Annotated in this window: 18 protein-coding genes; 11 read left to right on the top strand and 7 right to left on the bottom strand. The window is 64.9% G+C overall.

What is annotated here, in order from left to right; all coding sequences use genetic code 11:
• Positions 1–32 precede the first annotated feature (32 nt).
• The 3 genes from BMZ69_RS05400 to BMZ69_RS05390 all read right to left on the bottom strand — a co-directional run bounded on the left by BMZ69_RS05400 (position 33) and on the right by BMZ69_RS05390 (position 2,964).
• Positions 33–1,370, bottom strand: a complete 1,338-nt coding sequence (locus BMZ69_RS05400) for an aspartate aminotransferase family protein (protein WP_092155549.1) — start codon at positions 1,368–1,370, stop codon at positions 33–35.
• A complete protein-coding gene (locus BMZ69_RS05395) occupies positions 1,367–2,260 on the bottom strand; it encodes a MurR/RpiR family transcriptional regulator (RefSeq protein ID WP_092155548.1) in 894 nt (297 codons plus the stop codon). The genes BMZ69_RS05400 and BMZ69_RS05395 overlap by 4 nt, the downstream gene beginning before the upstream one ends.
• 113 nt (positions 2,261–2,373) lie before the next feature.
• Positions 2,374–2,964, bottom strand: a complete 591-nt coding sequence (locus BMZ69_RS05390) for a TetR/AcrR family transcriptional regulator (protein WP_092155547.1) — start codon at positions 2,962–2,964, stop codon at positions 2,374–2,376.
• A gap of 116 nt (positions 2,965–3,080) precedes the next feature.
• Here BMZ69_RS05390 and BMZ69_RS05385 point away from each other — a divergent pair, with 116 nt between their 5' ends.
• The 5 genes from BMZ69_RS05385 to BMZ69_RS05365 all read left to right on the top strand — a co-directional run bounded on the left by BMZ69_RS05385 (position 3,081) and on the right by BMZ69_RS05365 (position 6,372).
• Entirely contained in the window at positions 3,081–4,286 is a 1,206-nt protein-coding gene (locus BMZ69_RS05385; RefSeq protein WP_092155546.1) for an MFS transporter, read from the top strand.
• Positions 4,287–4,447: 161 nt separating this feature from the next.
• On the top strand, positions 4,448–4,648 hold the full coding sequence (rpmI, locus tag BMZ69_RS05380; protein WP_091831700.1) for a 50S ribosomal protein L35: 201 nt from the start codon (positions 4,448–4,450) through the stop codon (positions 4,646–4,648).
• Between the two features lie 28 nt (positions 4,649–4,676).
• On the top strand, positions 4,677–5,051 hold the full coding sequence (rplT, locus tag BMZ69_RS05375; RefSeq protein WP_057187775.1) for a 50S ribosomal protein L20: 375 nt from the start codon (positions 4,677–4,679) through the stop codon (positions 5,049–5,051).
• Between the two features lie 168 nt (positions 5,052–5,219).
• On the top strand, positions 5,220–5,492 hold the full coding sequence (locus BMZ69_RS05370) for a hypothetical protein (protein ID WP_092155545.1): 273 nt from the start codon (positions 5,220–5,222) through the stop codon (positions 5,490–5,492).
• An 85-nt stretch (positions 5,493–5,577) separates the two neighbouring features.
• Complete coding sequence (locus BMZ69_RS05365; RefSeq protein ID WP_092155544.1) at positions 5,578–6,372, top strand: DUF3800 domain-containing protein; 795 nt, start codon at positions 5,578–5,580, stop codon at positions 6,370–6,372.
• A gap of 375 nt (positions 6,373–6,747) precedes the next feature.
• Here the strand turns inward: BMZ69_RS05365 and BMZ69_RS05360 are convergent, their stop codons facing one another.
• The 4 genes from BMZ69_RS05360 to BMZ69_RS05345 all read right to left on the bottom strand — a co-directional run bounded on the left by BMZ69_RS05360 (position 6,748) and on the right by BMZ69_RS05345 (position 9,119).
• Positions 6,748–7,509, bottom strand: coding sequence for an LOG family protein (locus BMZ69_RS05360; RefSeq protein WP_092155543.1), 762 nt, complete (start codon positions 7,507–7,509; stop codon positions 6,748–6,750).
• Between the two features lie 101 nt (positions 7,510–7,610).
• Entirely contained in the window at positions 7,611–8,222 is a 612-nt protein-coding gene (locus tag BMZ69_RS05355; RefSeq protein ID WP_092155542.1) for an SCO family protein, read from the bottom strand.
• Positions 8,219–8,734, bottom strand: coding sequence for a hypothetical protein (locus BMZ69_RS05350; RefSeq protein ID WP_092155541.1), 516 nt, complete (start codon positions 8,732–8,734; stop codon positions 8,219–8,221). Before BMZ69_RS05350 ends, BMZ69_RS05355 begins: the two co-directional genes overlap by 4 nt.
• A 4-nt stretch (positions 8,735–8,738) precedes the next feature.
• Positions 8,739–9,119, bottom strand: coding sequence for a hypothetical protein (locus BMZ69_RS05345; RefSeq protein WP_092155540.1), 381 nt, complete (start codon positions 9,117–9,119; stop codon positions 8,739–8,741).
• A 199-nt stretch (positions 9,120–9,318) separates the two neighbouring features.
• Between BMZ69_RS05345 and pheS the strand changes: the two genes are divergently transcribed.
• From pheS to BMZ69_RS05315, 6 genes are all read left to right on the top strand, one after another.
• Positions 9,319–10,401, top strand: coding sequence for a phenylalanine--tRNA ligase subunit alpha (gene pheS, locus BMZ69_RS05340; protein WP_092155539.1), 1,083 nt, complete (start codon positions 9,319–9,321; stop codon positions 10,399–10,401).
• Positions 10,402–10,423: 22 nt separating this feature from the next.
• Positions 10,424–11,611, top strand: coding sequence for a glycosyltransferase (locus BMZ69_RS05335; protein WP_092155538.1), 1,188 nt, complete (start codon positions 10,424–10,426; stop codon positions 11,609–11,611).
• An 8-nt stretch (positions 11,612–11,619) separates the two neighbouring features.
• Positions 11,620–12,030: an ASCH domain-containing protein gene (locus BMZ69_RS05330; protein ID WP_092155825.1), complete on the top strand. Its 411-nt coding sequence runs from the start codon at positions 11,620–11,622 to the stop codon at positions 12,028–12,030.
• Positions 12,027–14,450, top strand: a complete 2,424-nt coding sequence (pheT, locus tag BMZ69_RS05325; RefSeq protein ID WP_092155537.1) for a phenylalanine--tRNA ligase subunit beta — start codon at positions 12,027–12,029, stop codon at positions 14,448–14,450. The genes BMZ69_RS05330 and pheT overlap by 4 nt, the downstream gene beginning before the upstream one ends.
• 229 nt (positions 14,451–14,679) lie before the next feature.
• The gene (locus tag BMZ69_RS05320; protein ID WP_092155536.1) at positions 14,680–15,582 is read left to right on the top strand and encodes an alpha/beta fold hydrolase; all 903 of its coding nucleotides are present in this window, start codon (positions 14,680–14,682) and stop codon (positions 15,580–15,582) included.
• A complete protein-coding gene (locus tag BMZ69_RS05315) occupies positions 15,579–16,658 on the top strand; it encodes a tartrate dehydrogenase (RefSeq protein ID WP_092155535.1) in 1,080 nt (359 codons plus the stop codon). The genes BMZ69_RS05320 and BMZ69_RS05315 overlap by 4 nt, the downstream gene beginning before the upstream one ends.
• The last annotated feature ends 49 nt before the right edge of the window (positions 16,659–16,707 follow it).

The following is a 16,707-nucleotide window of genomic DNA, read 5'->3' as shown; positions in this document are numbered from 1 at the left end:
CGGGCTCTTGCCGGCCCGGATCGTGATGAGCCTCAGGCCGGCCGGGCCGAGGCCAAGGTCGCATCGAGCGCATCGCCAAGCCGCTCGACGATGGTGTCGACGGTCGCGGCGTCGATGATGAAGGGTGGCGCCAGCAGGACATGGTCGCCGGCGGTGCCGTCGGCGGTGCCGCCCATCGGGTAGATCAGCAAACCGCGCTCCTGCGCCGCCTGCTTGATCCTGGCGTTGAGTTTCAGCGCTGGATCGAAGGGCGTCTTGGTCGAGCGGTCGGCGACGATCTCGACGCCCCAGAAATGGCCGCGCCCGCGGATGTCGCCGACATGGTGGTGATTGCCGAAGCGCTCCCGCAGGCGCTGCTCCAATCGCGCGCCTTGCTTGCGGACATTGGCGAGGAGATCGTCGCGCTCGATCACCTTTTGCACTGCGAGCGCGGTGGCGCAGGCGAGGGGATGGCCCACATAAGTTTGGCTGTGCGGGAAGACGCCCGAGCCCTGCCTGACCGCCTCGACCACCTTCTTCGAGGCCAGCATCGCGCCGATCGGCGCATAGCCCCCGCCGAGCCCCTTGGCGATCGCCATCAGATCGGGCGCGATCCCTTCCTGCTCGCAGGCGTGGAGCGTGCCGGTGCGGCCCATGCCGCTCATCACCTCGTCGAGGATCAGGAGCACGCCATGCCGGTCGCAGATCTCGCGGATGCGCTTGAAATAGCCCGGAGCGGCCGGGACGGCACCGAGCGTCGCGCCGACCACCGTCTCGGCGACGAAGGCGCAGACCGTCTCCGGCCCGAGCTCCAGGATCTTCGTCTCGAGCTCATCGGCGACGCGAAGTCCGTATTCCTCGCTGGTCTCGTCGGCGCGGCGGCCACGGTATTCGTAGCAGGGCGAGATATGATGGCCCTGCATCAGCATCTGCTCGAAGGGCGCACGATCCTTCATCCGCCCGCCGACCGAGAGCGCGCCGAGCGTAATGCCGTGATAGCTCTGCCGGCGCGAGATGAAGTTGACCCGGGTCTTCTCACCCTTCTCGACGAAATAATGCCGCGCCATCTTCAGGCAGGCCTCGATCGCCTCCGAGCCCGAGCTGCAGAAATAGACCGACTCCATGCCGGCCGGCGCCCGCGCGATCAGATGGTCGGCAAGCTCCTCGGCCGCGTCGGTGGTGAAGAAGCTGGTATGGGCATAGGCGAGCTTGTCGATCTGCGCATGCATCGCCGCCAGCACGTCGGGATGGCCATGGCCGAGGCAGGAAACGGCGGCGCCGCCCGAGGCGTCGATATGCTCGCGCCCGTCGCGGTCGCGCAGCACCATGCCCTCGCCGCCGGCGGCGGTCGGATAAGTCTTGCTCAGCATGCGATGCAGGATGTGGCTCATCGATGGCCTCGCCTGGATGATCGGGACGTGAGAAAGGTGCCGGCCGCGCCGAGCCCAGCCTCATGACGGGCGATCGCGTCGAGCGCGGCTTTGCCCTTGCGTGCCGTCATCAGCGCTGCCAGGCATTCGACCGCGGCGAAAGCCGGCGTCATCGTGTGGAAGAAGGACGGCGTCTCGGTCCTGACCAGCAGCGCCGCGTCGGCACTGGCGGCGAGCGGGGAGAGCGCGCTGTCGGTCAGCGCCACGACCTTTGCGCCGCTCTCCCTGGCGATATCGGCCGCCAGCACGGTCTGGCGGGTATAGGGCGCGACCGAGACGGCGAAGAGCGCATCGCCCGGGCCGATCCGGCGCAGCGCATCGATGCCGCGCCCGCCGGCGCCGTCGGCGAGGACAGAGCCCGCGCCGATCAGGTCGCGGATATAGTCGAGCATGAAGGCGGCCGGGAAGGCCGAGCGCAGGCCGAAGCAGAACACGGTCTGTGCTTCGCTCAGCAGGTCGGCGGCCTGCTCGAGGCGGGCGAGCGTCTGCGGCTCGCGCAGCGCCTTGAGATGTTCGGCCAGCGCCGCGAACATGTCCTGCGCGATCGCGCCCGGGCCTTCCTCGCCATGGCGCTGCATCAATTCGCCGGCACGGCCGGCAAAGCCTTCCGGCCGCCGCCGGAGCGCCGCCGCATGGACGGCGCGGAGCTCGTCATAGCCCTTGAGGCCGAAGCGCTGCGCCAGCCGGGTGAGGGTGGCCGGCGCCAGGCCGGCCCGCTTAGCCTGCTCGCGTGTCGTCAGCAGGGCGACATCGGCCGGATGGTCGAGCACCCAGCGTGCCGCCGCCTGCAATTGCTGCGGCAACTGCTCGAAGCTCTCGCTGAGGCTCGCCGTCAGGCCGGGCTTATCCATGCGCCGGACCTTAGCAGGGCAAATTGGAACATGAAACAAAATCTCTAATTCAGATCACATGAAACACTTGTTTCTGATCTGAGCGCCAGTTGCTACGTCACTCGGAGCTTCGTTCAACGCCGCACGAGCAGCCCGTCGAGCATCAGGTTGAAGGCGTCGATCGCCTTGCGCGAGGTCGCTTTCGGATCGGGCGCGTTTGCGATCCATTGTGCCGCATATTGCGTCGCCCCGGCGATCAGCCGGGCGGCGGCTTCGGGATCGATCGGAGCAACGATGCCGCTTTCGGCCAGCTTGGTCAGGCTCTCCGTCATCGAGCGTATGCACTCGCTCAGCGTCGGCCAGTCCCAGGGATCGCCGCGTACGGCCGGGCCGTCGCGCAGCATGATGCGCTGGATCTCCGGATCGAGCGCCAGCTCGATATAGGCGGTGCACTCGTCGCGGAAGCCGGTCCAGGGATCGGACGCCTTCGCCGTCACGGCCCGCATATGCGCGTTCATCTCGCCATCGATCTCGGCGATAACCGCGACCAGCAGCCCCTTCTTGTCGCCGAAGTGATGGTAGAGCGCCCCGCGCGTCAGCCCGGCCGAGGCGGTGAGATCATCCATCGAGGTCTCGGCATAGCCGATAGTCCCGAACGCCGTCCGCGCCGCGGCTATCAGCTTGGCCCGCGTCTCTGCGATCATCTGGGCGCGCGGCTTGCGCATCGTCCATGTTCCTTTCGCATACGGCGCGTATGTGAATTGACATACGTCTCGTATGTAATTACTCATGTCACATACGCCACGTATGTCAATAACGCGTCGATGCGACGGAGACGTCCATGCCTAACCCCTATCGCGAGATTTTCCGGGCTCCCGGCTCGGTCGGCTTCTCGGCTGCCGGCTTCCTCGCCCGCATGCCATTCTCGATGCTCACCATCGGCATCGTCACCATGCTTTCGCAGGCCCGCGGCGAGTACTGGCTCGCCGGCGGCGTCGCCGCGACCTTCGCGCTCGCCAATGCCCTGATCGCGCCGCAAATCTCGCGGTTGGTCGATCGCCATGGCCAGAGCAAGGTGCTGATCCCGGCGACGCTCGCGACCATCGTCGCGCTGATCGGGCTGATGCTGGCCACCCGCCTCGAGGCGCCGATCTGGGTGCTCTTCCTCTTCGCCGGCCTCGCCGGGCTGGAGCCGAGCATGATGGCGATGGTGCGCGCGCGCTGGACCGAGATCTATCGGGATACGCCGCATCTGCGCACCGCCTTCGCCTTCGAATCGGTCGTCGACGAGGTCATCTTCATGCTCGGCCCCGTCATCTCGATCGGGCTCAGCGTCATCTGGTTCCCCGAGGCCGGCCCGCTCGCGGCGACGATCCTGCTCGCCGTCGGCATGGCCCTGTTCGTGGCCCAGCGCGCGACCGAGCCGCCAGTGCATCCGCAGGGCGTCAGCGAGGGCGGCTCGGCGATCCGGCTGGTGCCGGTGCAGATCATCGCGCTGCTGATGGTCGCGCTCGGTGTGGTCTTCGGCACCGCCGAGGTCACCGCGGTCGCCTTTGCCGAAGCACAGGGCAACAAGGCGGCGGCGAGCCTGGCGCTCGCGGCCTATGCCGCCGGTTCCTTCATCACCGGCCTCGTCTTCGGCGCGCTGCGACTGCGCCTGCCCCTCGCCACGCAATTGCTGCTGTCGATCAGCCTGGCCGCGGCGACGACCTTGCCGCTGCTGTTCGTGTCCTCGCTCTGGATGCTCGGCACCGTGCTCTTCATTGCCGGCGCCTCGATCTCGCCGACCGTCATCGTCGCCATGGCGCTGGTCGAGCGGCATGCGCCGGCTGCGAAGCTGACCGAGGGCATCACCTGGGTGATGACCGGCATGGGCATCGGCATGGCGGCGGGCTCGGCCGCCTCGGGCTGGCTGATCGATCTCTACGGCGCCAGCACCGGCTTCTATATGTCGGTGGCCGGCGGGTTCTCGGCGCTGGCGATCGTCGCCGTCGGGTTCTGCCTGATCGCCGAGCCCAGGCGCGAGCCCGAACCGGCACTCGCCTGAGCCGAAAAGGAAGGCCGCGCTTGCAAGGGCGCGGCTTTTCTGTCATAGGCGCCACCTTCGATCGCCCGGCTGATAAGGGCTGCCGTGGCGATCGTACTTTGCTTCCCAAAGCAAAATTGAAGCGGCGCATTGTTCGCGCTCGCGACCTATGAGGAGCTGAAATGCCCAAGATGAAGACTAAATCGGCCGCCAAGAAGCGGTTCAAGGTCACCGGAACCGGCAAGGTGCTCTACGCCCAGGCCGGCAAGCGTCACGGGATGATCAAGCGGACCAACAAGCAGCTCCGCAATCACCGTGGGACGAACGTTCTTTTCGAAGGCGATGCCGCCAACGTGAAGAAGTACTTCCTCCCCAACGGCTGACGTCCCCTCACTTTTCCGGAGATCAAACATGGCTCGCGTGAAACGGGGCGTTACGTCCCACGCCAAGCACAAGAAGACATTCAAGGCCGCCAAGGGCTTCTATGGCCGCCGCAAGAACACGATCCGCGCCGCCAAGGCGGCCGTCGATCGGTCGATGCAGTACGCCTATCGCGACCGCAAGAACAAGAAGCGCACCTTCCGCGCGCTCTGGATCCAGCGTCTGAACGCTGCGGTGCGCGAGCATGGCCTGACCTACTCGCTGTTCATCGGCGGCCTCGCCAAGGCGGGCCTCGAGCTCGACCGCAAGACCCTGTCGGCCCTCGCCATCGACGACGCCGCTGCCTTCGCCGCGGTGGTCGAGACGGTCAAGGGCGCGCTCGGCGCCGAGGCCAAGGCCGCCTGAGCGGACTTAGCCGATCGGAATACCAAAGGCCGGCGGAAACGCCGGCCTTTTTGTTTCGGACTTATGTGCTTGGTGCGCCATCCTGATTGGCTGAATGGAGCAGGGGCTCGACTCCTGATTGAATGACGTAAGAGAATACCCTATCGCTGGTGGCGATAGGGGAATGAGATGCCGCTCTACGTCATTAGCTATGATCTGCGGAAAGCTCGTAGTTACGAGCCTCTGCTTAAGCAGTTGCGAGACTGGGGCTGCGCTCGCTTATTGGAATCGATGTGGTTGGGCGAGCTTAGAGGGCCGGCCGAGACAATCCGCGAGCTACTGAAGCCGCTCGTTGATGGTGATGACGGCATTGCTGTTTTAGAATTAGCGAAGGGATCTGATTGGGCATACGTCAGGGTTCAGAAGGCGGGTGCCGATTGGCTCGCTAAGCACAACCCCTAGGATCATTCTTTAGCATCTGGCGGCCACCCTAGAATGTTCTATTAGGGGCTCTCCTTTCGGCGCGGGATCTGGCACTTTAAAAATCATGTTTCGCCTGTATGTCGATGAAGTCGGAAGCGACGACCTTGTTCATCTTGACAAGGACAAACATCGTTTTTTGAGCCTGTCTGGCGTCGCCATGCGAGTAGAGCACGCAAGAGATTATCTTGAACCCGAGCTTAACAAAATTAAGGCTGAAGTTTTTCAGCATGACCCGGATTCACCGATCATATTTCATAGAAAGGAGATAATGGGGCTTAAGGGGCCGTTTGGGGTACTTAGAAATCAAAATCTAAGAAATAAATTCAACAGTATGCTTAAAACAATTATTTGGGACGCGGAATATAAATTGTTTACAGTTCTTATTGATAAGCAATGGATGTTAAAGCAGAAGCATTGGAAGAAAAATCATCCATATCATTATCTAATGGAGCTTTTGATCGAGCGATACACCCTTTTCCTGGAGCGTTCGCAGGCGATCGGGGATATTATGCCAGAGGCTCGCCTAGGTAAAAAAGATGAGTTACTTCAGTTGGCTTTTGCAGAAGTTCGGAATGAAGGGACTGATTTCGTTTCAAAAACTAGAATACAGCAACGCATTCCAGCACTAAATTTGAAATTTAGAACTAAAAAGAACAATGTTGCAGGGCTTCAATTTTGTGATTTGCTTGCTCATCCTAGCCACATATATACTCGTGTACTGATGGCACATGCTGTTGAGCTTGGGCCATTCGCTAACGAAATTGTAGATTGCCTCATTGAGAAAAAATACGATCGGAAGCAAGACAATGGAATTGCAAGGAAAATCCGAGGTTATGGCGTGAAGCACTTGCCTCAGTAACACAAGGGCGGGACTCGCGCCCCGCCCGATGGGTTAATGTACCATCTGTGCTACCGACCGCCGAAGCATCGGATTACCGCCAATATAGTAGATTCGGTCAAAAAAATCAAGGCCTTAGCTATTTTGTTCGCATTGAGTTGGCTAGGCTATTGATAGTTAAGGCATTTTTAGCAGTCCGATTCCACGGAATTCCGATACATTGATGGTTGTCAATATTGGCCGCGTAGTCGAATTTAGCCGAAGCGATCAGTGAAGGCGCCTTTTGCCGCAGCGCTTGTCGGAGACTCTCAGGCTGCGCCCGAGAGTATTGAGTTAGTCCTCAAGCGTGTTGTGGCGGCCTTCGACGACGAATTCCGCTCTGTTGAGGCGGGCCGCTTACGTCTGCACCTTGTCCACCGCCTTCGGCGTCCAGCTCTCGCCGGCGCCCTCGACGATGCGCCGGTAGCCCTCTTCCGGGCTGTCGGCGTAGCAGAACAGCTTCAGGTCCTCCGGCCTGATGAAGCCGGTTTCGCGCATCCGCTCGAGATTGATCAGCCCCTGCCAGTAGGCGCTGTCATAGAGCACGATCGGCACCGGCGGCATTTTGCCGGTTTGCACCAGCGTCATGATCTCGAACAATTCGTCGAGCGTGCCGAAGCCGCCGGGGAAGACCACCAGCGCCGCCGCCCGCATCGCAAGGTGCATCTTGCGCATCGCGAAATAATGGAAGCGGAAGGTCAGGTCGGGCGTCGACCAGGCATTCGGCTCCTGCTCGTGCGGCAGGGTGATGTTGAAGCCTATGGAGACCGCGCCGGCTTCGGTCGCCCCGCGATTGGCCGCCTCCATGATGCCGGGCCCGCCGCCGGTGGCGATGACATGGTGCTTGCCGCTGTCCTTGCCGTCGAGCGCGCCGCCGCGTTCCGAGGCGATCCGGCCGAACTGCCGCGCCGCCTCGTACCAGGGATTACCCTCGCGCACCCGCGCCGAGCCGAAGACGACGATGGTCGAGACGATTCCGCGGGCGCGCAGGGCATCCTCGGCCTTCTGGTATTCGAGCATGAAGCGCGCCCCGCGCGTCGAATCGCCGAGGATGAAATCCTGGTCGAGCGCGGCGATCCGGTAGGAGGGCGAATTCTTCTGGGCGGTATTGTCGGGCATGGTGGCCTCCCGGCTGGCGCGTCGTCGGTTGGACCGGCTCTGGTCGAACGGATCGGGCTCGCGCCGACTCAATCGGCTCTATCTGGCCCAACTCGGCACGATCACGACAGATACTTGCGCAGCACGGCCGCCATGCGCTCCGGCGACGTCTTGTGCGGCAGCAGGGTCAGGAAGCGGCCGTCGGGACCCATCAGATAGGTCAGGGAGCCATGGTCGATCGTGTATTCACCGTGACCGTGATGGGCCTGCGTCAGCTTGCGACGGTGGACCTTGTAAGCTTTTGCCGTGGCTGCGATCTCGGCCTCGCTGCCGGACAGCCCGATCAGGCGCGGATGAACGTTCGCGACATAGGTCGCCATCACGGCCGGCGTGTCGTTCGCCGGGTCGACGCTGATGAACAGCGGCGCGATCCTGTCTGCGGCCGGCCCGAGCGCGTCGAGCGCTTGCGCGATCACCGGCAGATCGACCGGGCAGGTGTCGGCGCAGCGGCTGAACCCGAAATAGACCAGCATGAAGCGGCCGCGGAAATCGACGTCAGTCACGCGCTTGCCGGTGTGGTCGAGCAGCGAGAACGCGCCGCCGAACTGCGTCGCCAGCGGGTCATGCGCAGGAGGGGAGGCGGGGGCCGCCTTGTGGTCATGGCCGAAGGCTCGCGTCGCCAGTGTCGCGACGATGCCGGCGAGCAGGCTCCGGCGCGCGACGCCGCCGGTCATGGCTTCGGCTTGGGCTGAAGCCCCTTGATGCCGAAGGGGCCGTCCTCGGCGATGATGCGGTTGGCCTCCGGGTCCGCCCGCCACCACTCCTCGGCCTTGCCGTTCCTCGTCTCCCAATCGGTCTTGAAGCGCTCGGCCGCGATCCAGTCCTGGCCGGGATTCTGGCGAATGCGCTGCACGAAGAACAGGGTCACCGCCGGGTTCTCGATCAGCAGGCCGTCGGCTTCGATCTCGCGGCCGCAATAGCCGGCAAGATCGCTGGCCGCCCCTGCGAAGTCGATGTTGGACTTGGCGACCAGCCTGAAGGTTCCGTCGGCGAGCACGAGCCCGAGCTGTCGCTTGCCGCCACCGCAATCGGGCTTGCAGCTTCCCTTCAGCTGACAGAGTGCATCGACGACGCGGCCCTTCAGTATGGCCTGCTTCTCGTGCGGGATGTTCCAGGGCTCGGCGGAGACGGCAGGTCCTGCCGCCAGACCGGCCGCGACGATCAGTGCGTTGACGCCGCCTCGCATGGCTTCAGTTCCCGAACGGCTGGATGCCGTGTTCCTCATGCGTCATCGTGATGACGCCCTTGTCGTCGGCGATGCGGTCGACCAGCAGGTACTTCACGCCATCGCGTTCCAGCAATTCGCCGTCGACCGTGACGTCGTGCGTCGCCAGTTTCGCCACGCGCGGATTGCCGGCGCTGTCCTCGTCGTCGCCGATCTTCAGGATCAGATAGAGATTGCCGCCGGCGTCGCGGATCGCGACCGGGATGCCGCCGAGCGCGCACCAGACCGCGCATTGATGATGGGCCGTGCCCTTGGCGAACATCAGCCCGCTGATCGTGCACCAGCTGTCGCTGATCTCGCCGGTGATGGTGACGCGCTGGCCGCTTTGCTGGGCGGATGCCGGCAATATGGCTGCGAGCAGGCCCGCAAAGGCAGTGGAAAGGAGTATGCGATGCCGAGCTTGAGACAAGATTGTCATCTTCGCACGCGATCCCGGAATTCGGCTGGCATTTCCGCGCTCGCGCGATGCTTTGCCAGCACGATTGCCCCTAGCCTCTCCGACGCCGACACCATAGAAGATGCCTCGCAAACGGACCAGAGCAGGCATGAACGACATCGACACCCTTCGCGATTCACTTGTCGGTGAGATCGAGGCGGCCGGCGACGAGGCGGCGCTGGAGCAGCTGCGCATCGCGGCGCTCGGCAAGTCCGGCTCGGTCTCGGGCCTGCTGAAGACGCTCGGCACGATGACGCCGGAGGAGCGCAAGGAGCAGGGGCCGCGCATCAACGGCCTGCGTGACACCGTCCAGCAGGCGATCACCGCCCGCAAGGACGCGCTCGGCGAGGCGGCGCTGGAAGCCAGGCTCGCGAGCGAGCGGCTCGACATCTCGCTGCCGGTGCGCGAGGGACCGGAGGCCCGCGGACGCATCCATCCGATCAGCCAGGTCATCGACGAGATCACCGCGATCTTCGGCGATATGGGCTTTGCCGTCGCTGAAGGCCCGGATGTCGAGACCGACGACCTCAACTTCACCAAGCTCAACTTCCCGGTCGGCCATCCCGCCCGCGAGATGCACGACACCTTCTTCTTCGCGCCCGACGCCAATGGCGAGCGCAAGCTCTTGCGCACCCATACCTCGCCGGTCCAGGTGCGCACGATGATGTCGCAGGAGCCGCCGATCCGGGTGATCTGCCCGGGCCGGACTTACCGGATGGATTCCGACCAGACCCACACGCCGATGTTCCATCAGGTCGAGGGCCTCGTCATCGACAAGAAGACCCATTTCGGCCACATGAAATGGGTGCTGGAGGAGTTCTGCAAGGCGTTCTTCGAGGTCGAGGGCGTCAAGATGCGCTTCCGTCCGTCCTTCTTCCCCTTCACCGAGCCGTCGGCCGAGGTCGACATCCAGTGCTCGCGCAAGGATGGCGAGATCCGCTTCGGCGAGGGCGACGACTGGCTCGAGATCCTCGGCTGCGGCATGGTCCACCCGAACGTGCTTCGCAATTGCGGGCTCGATCCCGACGTCTACCAGGGCTTCGCCTGGGGCATGGGCATCGACCGTATCGCCATGCTGAAATACGGCATGCCGGACCTGCGGCCCTTCTTCGAGGCCGATATCCGCTGGCTGTCGCATTACGGCTTCCGTCCGCTCGACTTGCCGACCCTGACCGGCGGGCTGACCTCTTAAACCTTACGCTGAGGGGAGACGCATGAACGGCGCGCAATGGGCTGGGCTGATCGCGGCGCTGATGGTCGCCGCCAATCTGCTGTGCTTGGCCGTCGCCTTCGTGCGCCTGCGCCGCAAGCCGGCACCGTCGCGCCTGCAGAAGCTGGCGCCGCCAGTGACGATCGTGCGTCCGGTGCGCGGCATCGAGACCTTCAGCCGGGAGACGCTGACCTCCGGCCTCGAGCTCGACTATCCCACCTACGAGACGATCTTCTGCGTCGCCGACGGCCATGATCCGATCGTGCCGCTGGTCGAGGAACTGATTGCGACCCATGGCGCCGACCGCGTCCGCCTGATCGTCGGCGACGTCGCCGTCAGCGCCAATCCCAAGCTCAACAACTGCGTCAAGGGTTGGGAAGCGGCGCGCCACGACTGGGTCATCCTCGCCGACTCGAACGTCCTGATGCCGAAGGACTATGTCCAGCGGCTGATGGCCTCCTGGCGCGAGGATACCGGCCTGGTCTGCTCGACCCCGGCCGGCTCGCGGCCCGGCTGCTTCGGCGCCGAGGTCGAGTGCGCCTTCCTCAATACTTTCCAGGCGCGCTGGCAATATGCCGGTGAGGCGCTCGGCTTCGGCTTCGCCCAGGGTAAGTCGATGCTCTGGAACAAGCCCTTTCTCGACGCCAATGGTGGCATCGCCGCGCTCGCCGCCGAGATCGCCGAGGATGCCGCGGCGACCAAGCTGGTGCGCAAGGCCGGCAAGCATGTTCATCTCGTCGGCCAGCCCTTCGAGCAGCCGCTGGGGCCGCGCAATCTGCGCGATGTCGTGCAGCGCCAGTTCCGCTGGGCGCGTCTGCGCCGCGTCACCTTCCTGCCCTTCTTCGCGCCGGAGATCCTGGTCGGGCCGCTGGTGCCGGCCGTGCTCGCCGCCTTCGGGGCGCCGGCTTTCGGCTTTCCCGCCTGGCTTGGCGTGCTCGCCGTGCTGGCGCTCTGGTATGCTGGCGAGATCGTGCTGGCCAGGAGCGTCGGCTGGTTCGTGAACTGGCGGACCCCGCTCGCCTATCTGGCGCGCGATCTCGCTTTCCCCGGCATCTGGGCCTATGCCTTCGTCGCGCGCGAGGTCAGCTGGCGCGGCAATGCCATGAAGATCAGGACGGATGGTGACGACCGGCTGAACGACAGCGCGCCGGAATTGTCGACCGTGGCCGCGCGGCGGGACGGGGCGGCGTGACCTCGGACATGAGCACGATCCCCGAGCGCTATCGCGACTGTCCGAGCTTTTCGTTCGGCGACAGCCCCGAGCTCGCGACGGAGCTGGCGGCACTGGTCGTCAGCGGCCGCAAGACCGCGACGGTGAACGCGCAGGATGCACCCGACTGCCCGAAGCTTGGCGAGCTCTGGATCGTGCTCGACGGCCAGAAACGTCCGGTCTGCGTGATCGAGACGCTTGAACTCACGCCCCGGCGCTTCGACGAGGTCGATGCGCAATTCGCCTTCGAGGAGGGCGAGGGCGACCGTAGCCTCGCCTTCTGGCGCGAGGCCCATGAAGCTTATTTCCGGCGCCTCGGCGTCTTCAGCCCCGACATGACCTTGCTTTGCGAACGCTTCCGTTTGGTGGAAGTGTTCGCTTCGATGGACGCAACAGCATGAAATTCACCCTCTCCTGGCTCAAAGAGCATCTCGACACCACCGATTCGCTCGACACCATCACCGAGACGCTGACCCGCGTCGGTCTCGAGGTCGAAGGCGTCGAAGACAAGGCCAAGGCGCTCGGCGCCTTCACCATCGCCTATGTCATCGAGGCGAAGCAGCACCCGAACGCCGATCGCCTGCGCGTCTGCATGGTCGACACCGGCTCGGGCGAGCCGGTCCAGGTCGTCTGCGGCGCGCCCAATGCCCGCACCGGCATGAAGAGCGTGTTCTCGCCGCCCGGCACCTATATCCCCGGCAAGGACATCACCCTCGGCAAGGGCGTGATCCGCGGCGTCGAGTCGAACGGCATGCTCTGCTCGGCCGCGGAACTGCAGATCTCCGAGGATCATGACGGCATCCTCGACCTGCCCGAGGATGCCCCCGTCGGGCAGCCCTACGCGACCTATGCCGGCCTCGACGACGCGGTGATCGAGATCGCGGTGACGCCGAATCGCGCCGATGCGCTCGGCGTTTCCGGCATCGCCCGCGACCTTGCCGCCGCAGGCCTCGGCACGGTCAAGACCCCGCCGGTCCAGCCGGTGCGCGGCGCCTTCCCATGCCCGGTCGGCCTCAAGCTCGATTTCGCCGAGGAAGACCGCAATCTCTGCCAGGCCTTTGCGCTGCGGCTGGTGCGCGGCGTCAAGAACGGTCCGTCGCCGGAATGGCTCCAGGCACGTCTGCGCGCCATCGGCCTGCGCCCGATCAATGCGCTGGTCGACATCACCAATTTCATGACCTTCGACCGCAACCGGCCGCTGCACGTCTTCGACGCCGCCAAGGTCAAGGGCGACCTCGTCGTCCGCCGCGCCCGGGATGGCGAGGAGGTGCTGGCGCTCGACGGCCGGACCTACGCGCTGACCTCCGAGATGGTGGCGATCTGCGACGACAACGGCGTCGAATCGATCGCCGGCGTGATGGGCGGCGAGCATTCCGGCTGCGACGAGAGCACCACCGACGTGCTGATCGAGAGCGCGGTCTGGAACACGCTCAACATCGCCCGTACCGGTCGTGCGCTGGGCATCAATTCCGATGCGCGCTATCGCAACGAGCGCGGCATCGATCCGGATTTCACCCGGCCCGGCCTAGACATGGCGACGCAGATGGTCATCTCGCTCTGCGGCGGCGAGCCCTCGGAGGTCGTCTTCGCTGGTGAACTGCCCGACAGCCCCGGCGCCATCGACTTCCCCTGGTCGGAGGTCAAGCGCCTGACCGGGCTCGACCTGCCCCAGGTCGAGATGAAGCTGGCGCTGACCTCGCTCGGCTTCCACGTCTCCGGCGCCGGCGACCGCGTCAAGGTCGCGCCGCCGTCCTGGCGCGCCGATGTCGAGGGCAAGGCCGATCTGGTCGAGGAGATCCTGCGCATCGCTGGCATCGACCGCGTCGCGCCCGCCCCGCTGCCGCGCATCAAGGGCGAGGTGATCAAGCCGGTGCTGACCGTGCTGCAGAAGCGCACCCGCGCGGCCAAGCGCCTGCTCGCCAGCCGCGGCCTGGTCGAGGCGGTGACCTGGTCCTTCATCTCCCACGCCGCCGCCAAGCTCTTCGGTGGCGGCTCGCGCAAGCTGGTGCTCGCCAACCCGATCGCAGCCGATCTCTCCGACATGCGGCCGTCCCTGCTGCCCGGGCTGATCCGTTCGGCGCAGGCCAATGCCGATCGCGGCTTCGGCGATGTCGCCCTGTTCGAGGTCGGCCAGGTCTTCCAGAGCGACGAGCCGGAAGGCCAGCTCATCGCCGCCGCCGGCCTGCGCCGCGGCACGGCAAAGCTTGAAGGTGCCGGCCGTCACTGGGACGGCGCCGCCAAGACCGTCGACGCCTTCGACGCCAAGGCCGATGTGCTCGGTCTGCTCTCCGGGCTCGGCGTGCCGGTCGGTGGCCTGCAGATCGTCGCCGGTGGCCCGGCCTGGGCCCATCCCGGCCGCTCGGCCACGCTGCAGTTCGGCCCCAAGGGCGTGATCGGCGCCTTCGGCGAGGTCCATCCGCGCGTGCTGAAAGCGCTCGACGTCAAGGGCCCGCTGGTCGCCTTCGAGATCCATCTCGATGCGCTGCCGCTGCCGAAATACAAGCCGACCAAGGTCAAGCCGAAGCTGGCGCTCTCCGACTTCCAGCCGGTGACGCGCGACTTCGCCTTCATTGTCGACAAGGCGGTGGCGGCTGGCGAGATGGCCAAGAGCGCCCAGAATGCCGATCGGGCGCTGGTCGCGGAGACGAGCGTCTTCGATATCTACGAGGGCACGGGCGTCGAGCCGGGCAAGAAGTCGGTGGCGCTGGCGGTGACGCTGCAGCCGACGCAGAAGACGCTGACCGACGCCGAGATCGAGGCCGTGGCGGCCAGGATCGTCGCGGAGATGGCCAAGCGCTACGGCGCGGTGCTGCGCGGGTAAAAATTTGCGTCATGGTCGGCCTTGAGCCGACCATCTCTGCCCGAAAAAGGTGCCTTCCAGCGCTCTTCCGCCATGAGATTCTCGGGTCTGCGCTTCGCTTCGCCCGAGAATGACGGTTGAGGGCCATCTGCGGCGCTCCCGTTATTGACCAGAATTATGAAATAATCGACGCAGGAAATCGGTTGAAAATCCGGGTATCGGCTCTGATTGTTGCAATCCGAGAGGCCTGATGTCGCTGACCGAGCTCCCTGTCGCGGACGATCTCTTTCCCGGTTTCCGGTTGCTCGACGTCACCACGTCAGGGGCGCGCATCCGCGTCCGCACCGGCGGGGAGGGGCCGCCGCTGCTCCTGCTCCACGGCTATCCCCAGACCCACATCATGTGGCGGCGGGTCGCTCCGCAACTGGCACAGCGTTTCACTCTGATCTGCCCTGACCTGCGCGGCTACGGCGATTCCGAAAAGCCGCCGAGCGCCGCCGATCACGCACCCTATGCGAAGCGCGCCATGGCGCAGGACATGGCCGAAGTGATGAGCGCGCTCGGGCACGAGCGCTTCTTCGTCGGCTCGCATGATCGCGGTGCCCGTGTCGGGCACCGGCTGGCGCTCGACCACGCCGACCGGGTGCTGAAGCTGGCGACCCTCGACATCGCGCCGACGCGCGAGATGTACCGCGACACGACCGACGCTTTCGCACGCGCGTATTGGCACTGGTTCTTCCTGATTCAGCCGGCGCCGATGCCCGAACGCATGATCGAGGCCGATCCGGAATTCTATTGGACCAGCCGGCGCGCCTCCGACATGAAGCTGTTCGAGCCGGCGGCGCTCGCCGAATATCTGCGCTGCTTCCGCGATCCTGCGATGATCCATGCCAGCTGCGAGGACTATCGCGCCGCGGCGACGATCGATATCGCCCATGACGATGCCGATGGTGGCAGGAAGGTCGCTTGCCCGCTGCTGGCGCTGTGGGGCGATCGCGGCGCGGTCGGAAAGTGCTTCGACGTGCTGGCGCTCTGGCGCGAGCGCGCGGAAAACGTCCAAGGCCGGGCCCTGCCGGGCGGGCATTATCTGGCGGAGGAGATTCCCGATCTCGTCGTCGCCCAATTCTCGGCCTTCTTCGGAGAGAACACATGAGCCGCACCAACCGCGTCTATCGCATCGCTGCCATCGCCGGCGACGGCATCGGCAAGGAGGTCATGCCCGAAGGCCTGCGCGTGCTCGAGGCGGCCGCGAAGAAATACGGTTTCGAGCTCCAGCTCGACGAGTTCGATTTCTCCTCCTGCGACTACTACGCCAAGCACGGCAAGATGCTGCCGGACGACTGGAAGGAAAAGATCGGCGGCCATGACGCGATCTATTTCGGCGCCGTCGGCATGCCCGCCCAGGTGCCCGATCATATCTCGCTCTGGGGCTCGCTGCTGCTGTTCCGGCGCGAGTTCGATCAGTACGTCAATCTGCGTCCGGTGCGGCTGATGCCGGGTGTTCCCGGCCCGCTGGTCGGCCGCAAGCCCGGCGATATCGACTTCTTCGTCGTGCGCGAGAACACCGAGGGCGAGTACTCCTCGGTCGGCGGGCGCATGTATGGCGGCACCGAACGCGAGATCGTCATCCAGGAGACGGTGATGAGCCGCGTCGGCGTCGACCGCGTGCTCAAATACGCCTTCGAGCTGGCGCAGCGCCGGCCGCGCAAGAAGCTGACCTCGGCGACCAAGTCGAACGGCATCTCGATCACCATGCCGTATTGGGACGAGCGGGTGAAGGAGATGGCGAAGAACTATCCCGATGTCGCGGTCGACCAGTACCATATCGACATCCTGACCGCGCATTTCGTGCTCAATCCGGATCGTTTCGACGTGGTCGTCGCCTCCAACCTGTTCGGTGACATCCTCTCCGACCTCGGCCCGGCCTGCACCGGCACGATCGGCATCGCTCCCTCGGGGAACATCAATCCGACCGGTGAATTCCCGTCCCTGTTCGAGCCGGTGCACGGCTCTGCGCCGGACATCTTCGGCCAGGGCATCGCCAATCCGGTCGGCCAGATCTGGTCGGGGGCGATGATGCTGGATCATCTGGGCGAGCATGAAGCGGCCAAGGCGATCGAGGCCGCGATCGAGCGCACGCTCGGCGATGCCCGCACCCGCACGCGCGATCTCGGCGGCACGCTCGGCACCGAAGCCGCCGGCAAGGCGGTGGAACAGGCGCTGGGTTGAAACTCCGCAGGATTCTTCGTGCGGCCGACGCATTCTCCGTGCCGGCTGC

The organism is Allobosea sp. CRIB-10, assembly GCF_900112185.1.
In the GTDB taxonomy this organism is placed as follows: domain Bacteria; phylum Pseudomonadota; class Alphaproteobacteria; order Rhizobiales; family Beijerinckiaceae; genus Allobosea.
The sequence above is the reverse complement of the archived record's forward strand: the minus strand, read 5'-3'. Positions and strand labels throughout refer to the sequence as shown.

Coding starts and splice junctions, on each gene's coding strand:
- pheS (WP_092155539.1), top strand. CDS start 9,319: ATGAACGACATCGACACCCTTCGCGATTCACTTGTCGGTGAGATCGAG.
- BMZ69_RS05315 (WP_092155535.1), top strand. CDS start 15,579: ATGAGCCGCACCAACCGCGTCTATCGCATCGCTGCCATCGCCGGCGAC.
- BMZ69_RS05370 (WP_092155545.1), top strand. CDS start 5,220: ATGCCGCTCTACGTCATTAGCTATGATCTGCGGAAAGCTCGTAGTTAC.
- pheT (WP_092155537.1), top strand. CDS start 12,027: ATGAAATTCACCCTCTCCTGGCTCAAAGAGCATCTCGACACCACCGAT.
- BMZ69_RS05350 (WP_092155541.1), bottom strand. CDS start 8,734: ATGCGAGGCGGCGTCAACGCACTGATCGTCGCGGCCGGTCTGGCGGCA.
- rplT (WP_057187775.1), top strand. CDS start 4,677: ATGGCTCGCGTGAAACGGGGCGTTACGTCCCACGCCAAGCACAAGAAG.
- BMZ69_RS05385 (WP_092155546.1), top strand. CDS start 3,081: ATGCCTAACCCCTATCGCGAGATTTTCCGGGCTCCCGGCTCGGTCGGC.
- BMZ69_RS05320 (WP_092155536.1), top strand. CDS start 14,680: ATGTCGCTGACCGAGCTCCCTGTCGCGGACGATCTCTTTCCCGGTTTC.
- BMZ69_RS05400 (WP_092155549.1), bottom strand. CDS start 1,370: ATGAGCCACATCCTGCATCGCATGCTGAGCAAGACTTATCCGACCGCC.
- BMZ69_RS05390 (WP_092155547.1), bottom strand. CDS start 2,964: ATGCGCAAGCCGCGCGCCCAGATGATCGCAGAGACGCGGGCCAAGCTG.
- BMZ69_RS05360 (WP_092155543.1), bottom strand. CDS start 7,509: ATGCCCGACAATACCGCCCAGAAGAATTCGCCCTCCTACCGGATCGCC.
- rpmI (WP_091831700.1), top strand. CDS start 4,448: ATGCCCAAGATGAAGACTAAATCGGCCGCCAAGAAGCGGTTCAAGGTC.
- BMZ69_RS05365 (WP_092155544.1), top strand. CDS start 5,578: ATGTTTCGCCTGTATGTCGATGAAGTCGGAAGCGACGACCTTGTTCAT.
- BMZ69_RS05355 (WP_092155542.1), bottom strand. CDS start 8,222: ATGACCGGCGGCGTCGCGCGCCGGAGCCTGCTCGCCGGCATCGTCGCG.
- BMZ69_RS05395 (WP_092155548.1), bottom strand. CDS start 2,260: ATGGATAAGCCCGGCCTGACGGCGAGCCTCAGCGAGAGCTTCGAGCAG.
- BMZ69_RS05335 (WP_092155538.1), top strand. CDS start 10,424: ATGAACGGCGCGCAATGGGCTGGGCTGATCGCGGCGCTGATGGTCGCC.
- BMZ69_RS05330 (WP_092155825.1), top strand. CDS start 11,620: ATGAGCACGATCCCCGAGCGCTATCGCGACTGTCCGAGCTTTTCGTTC.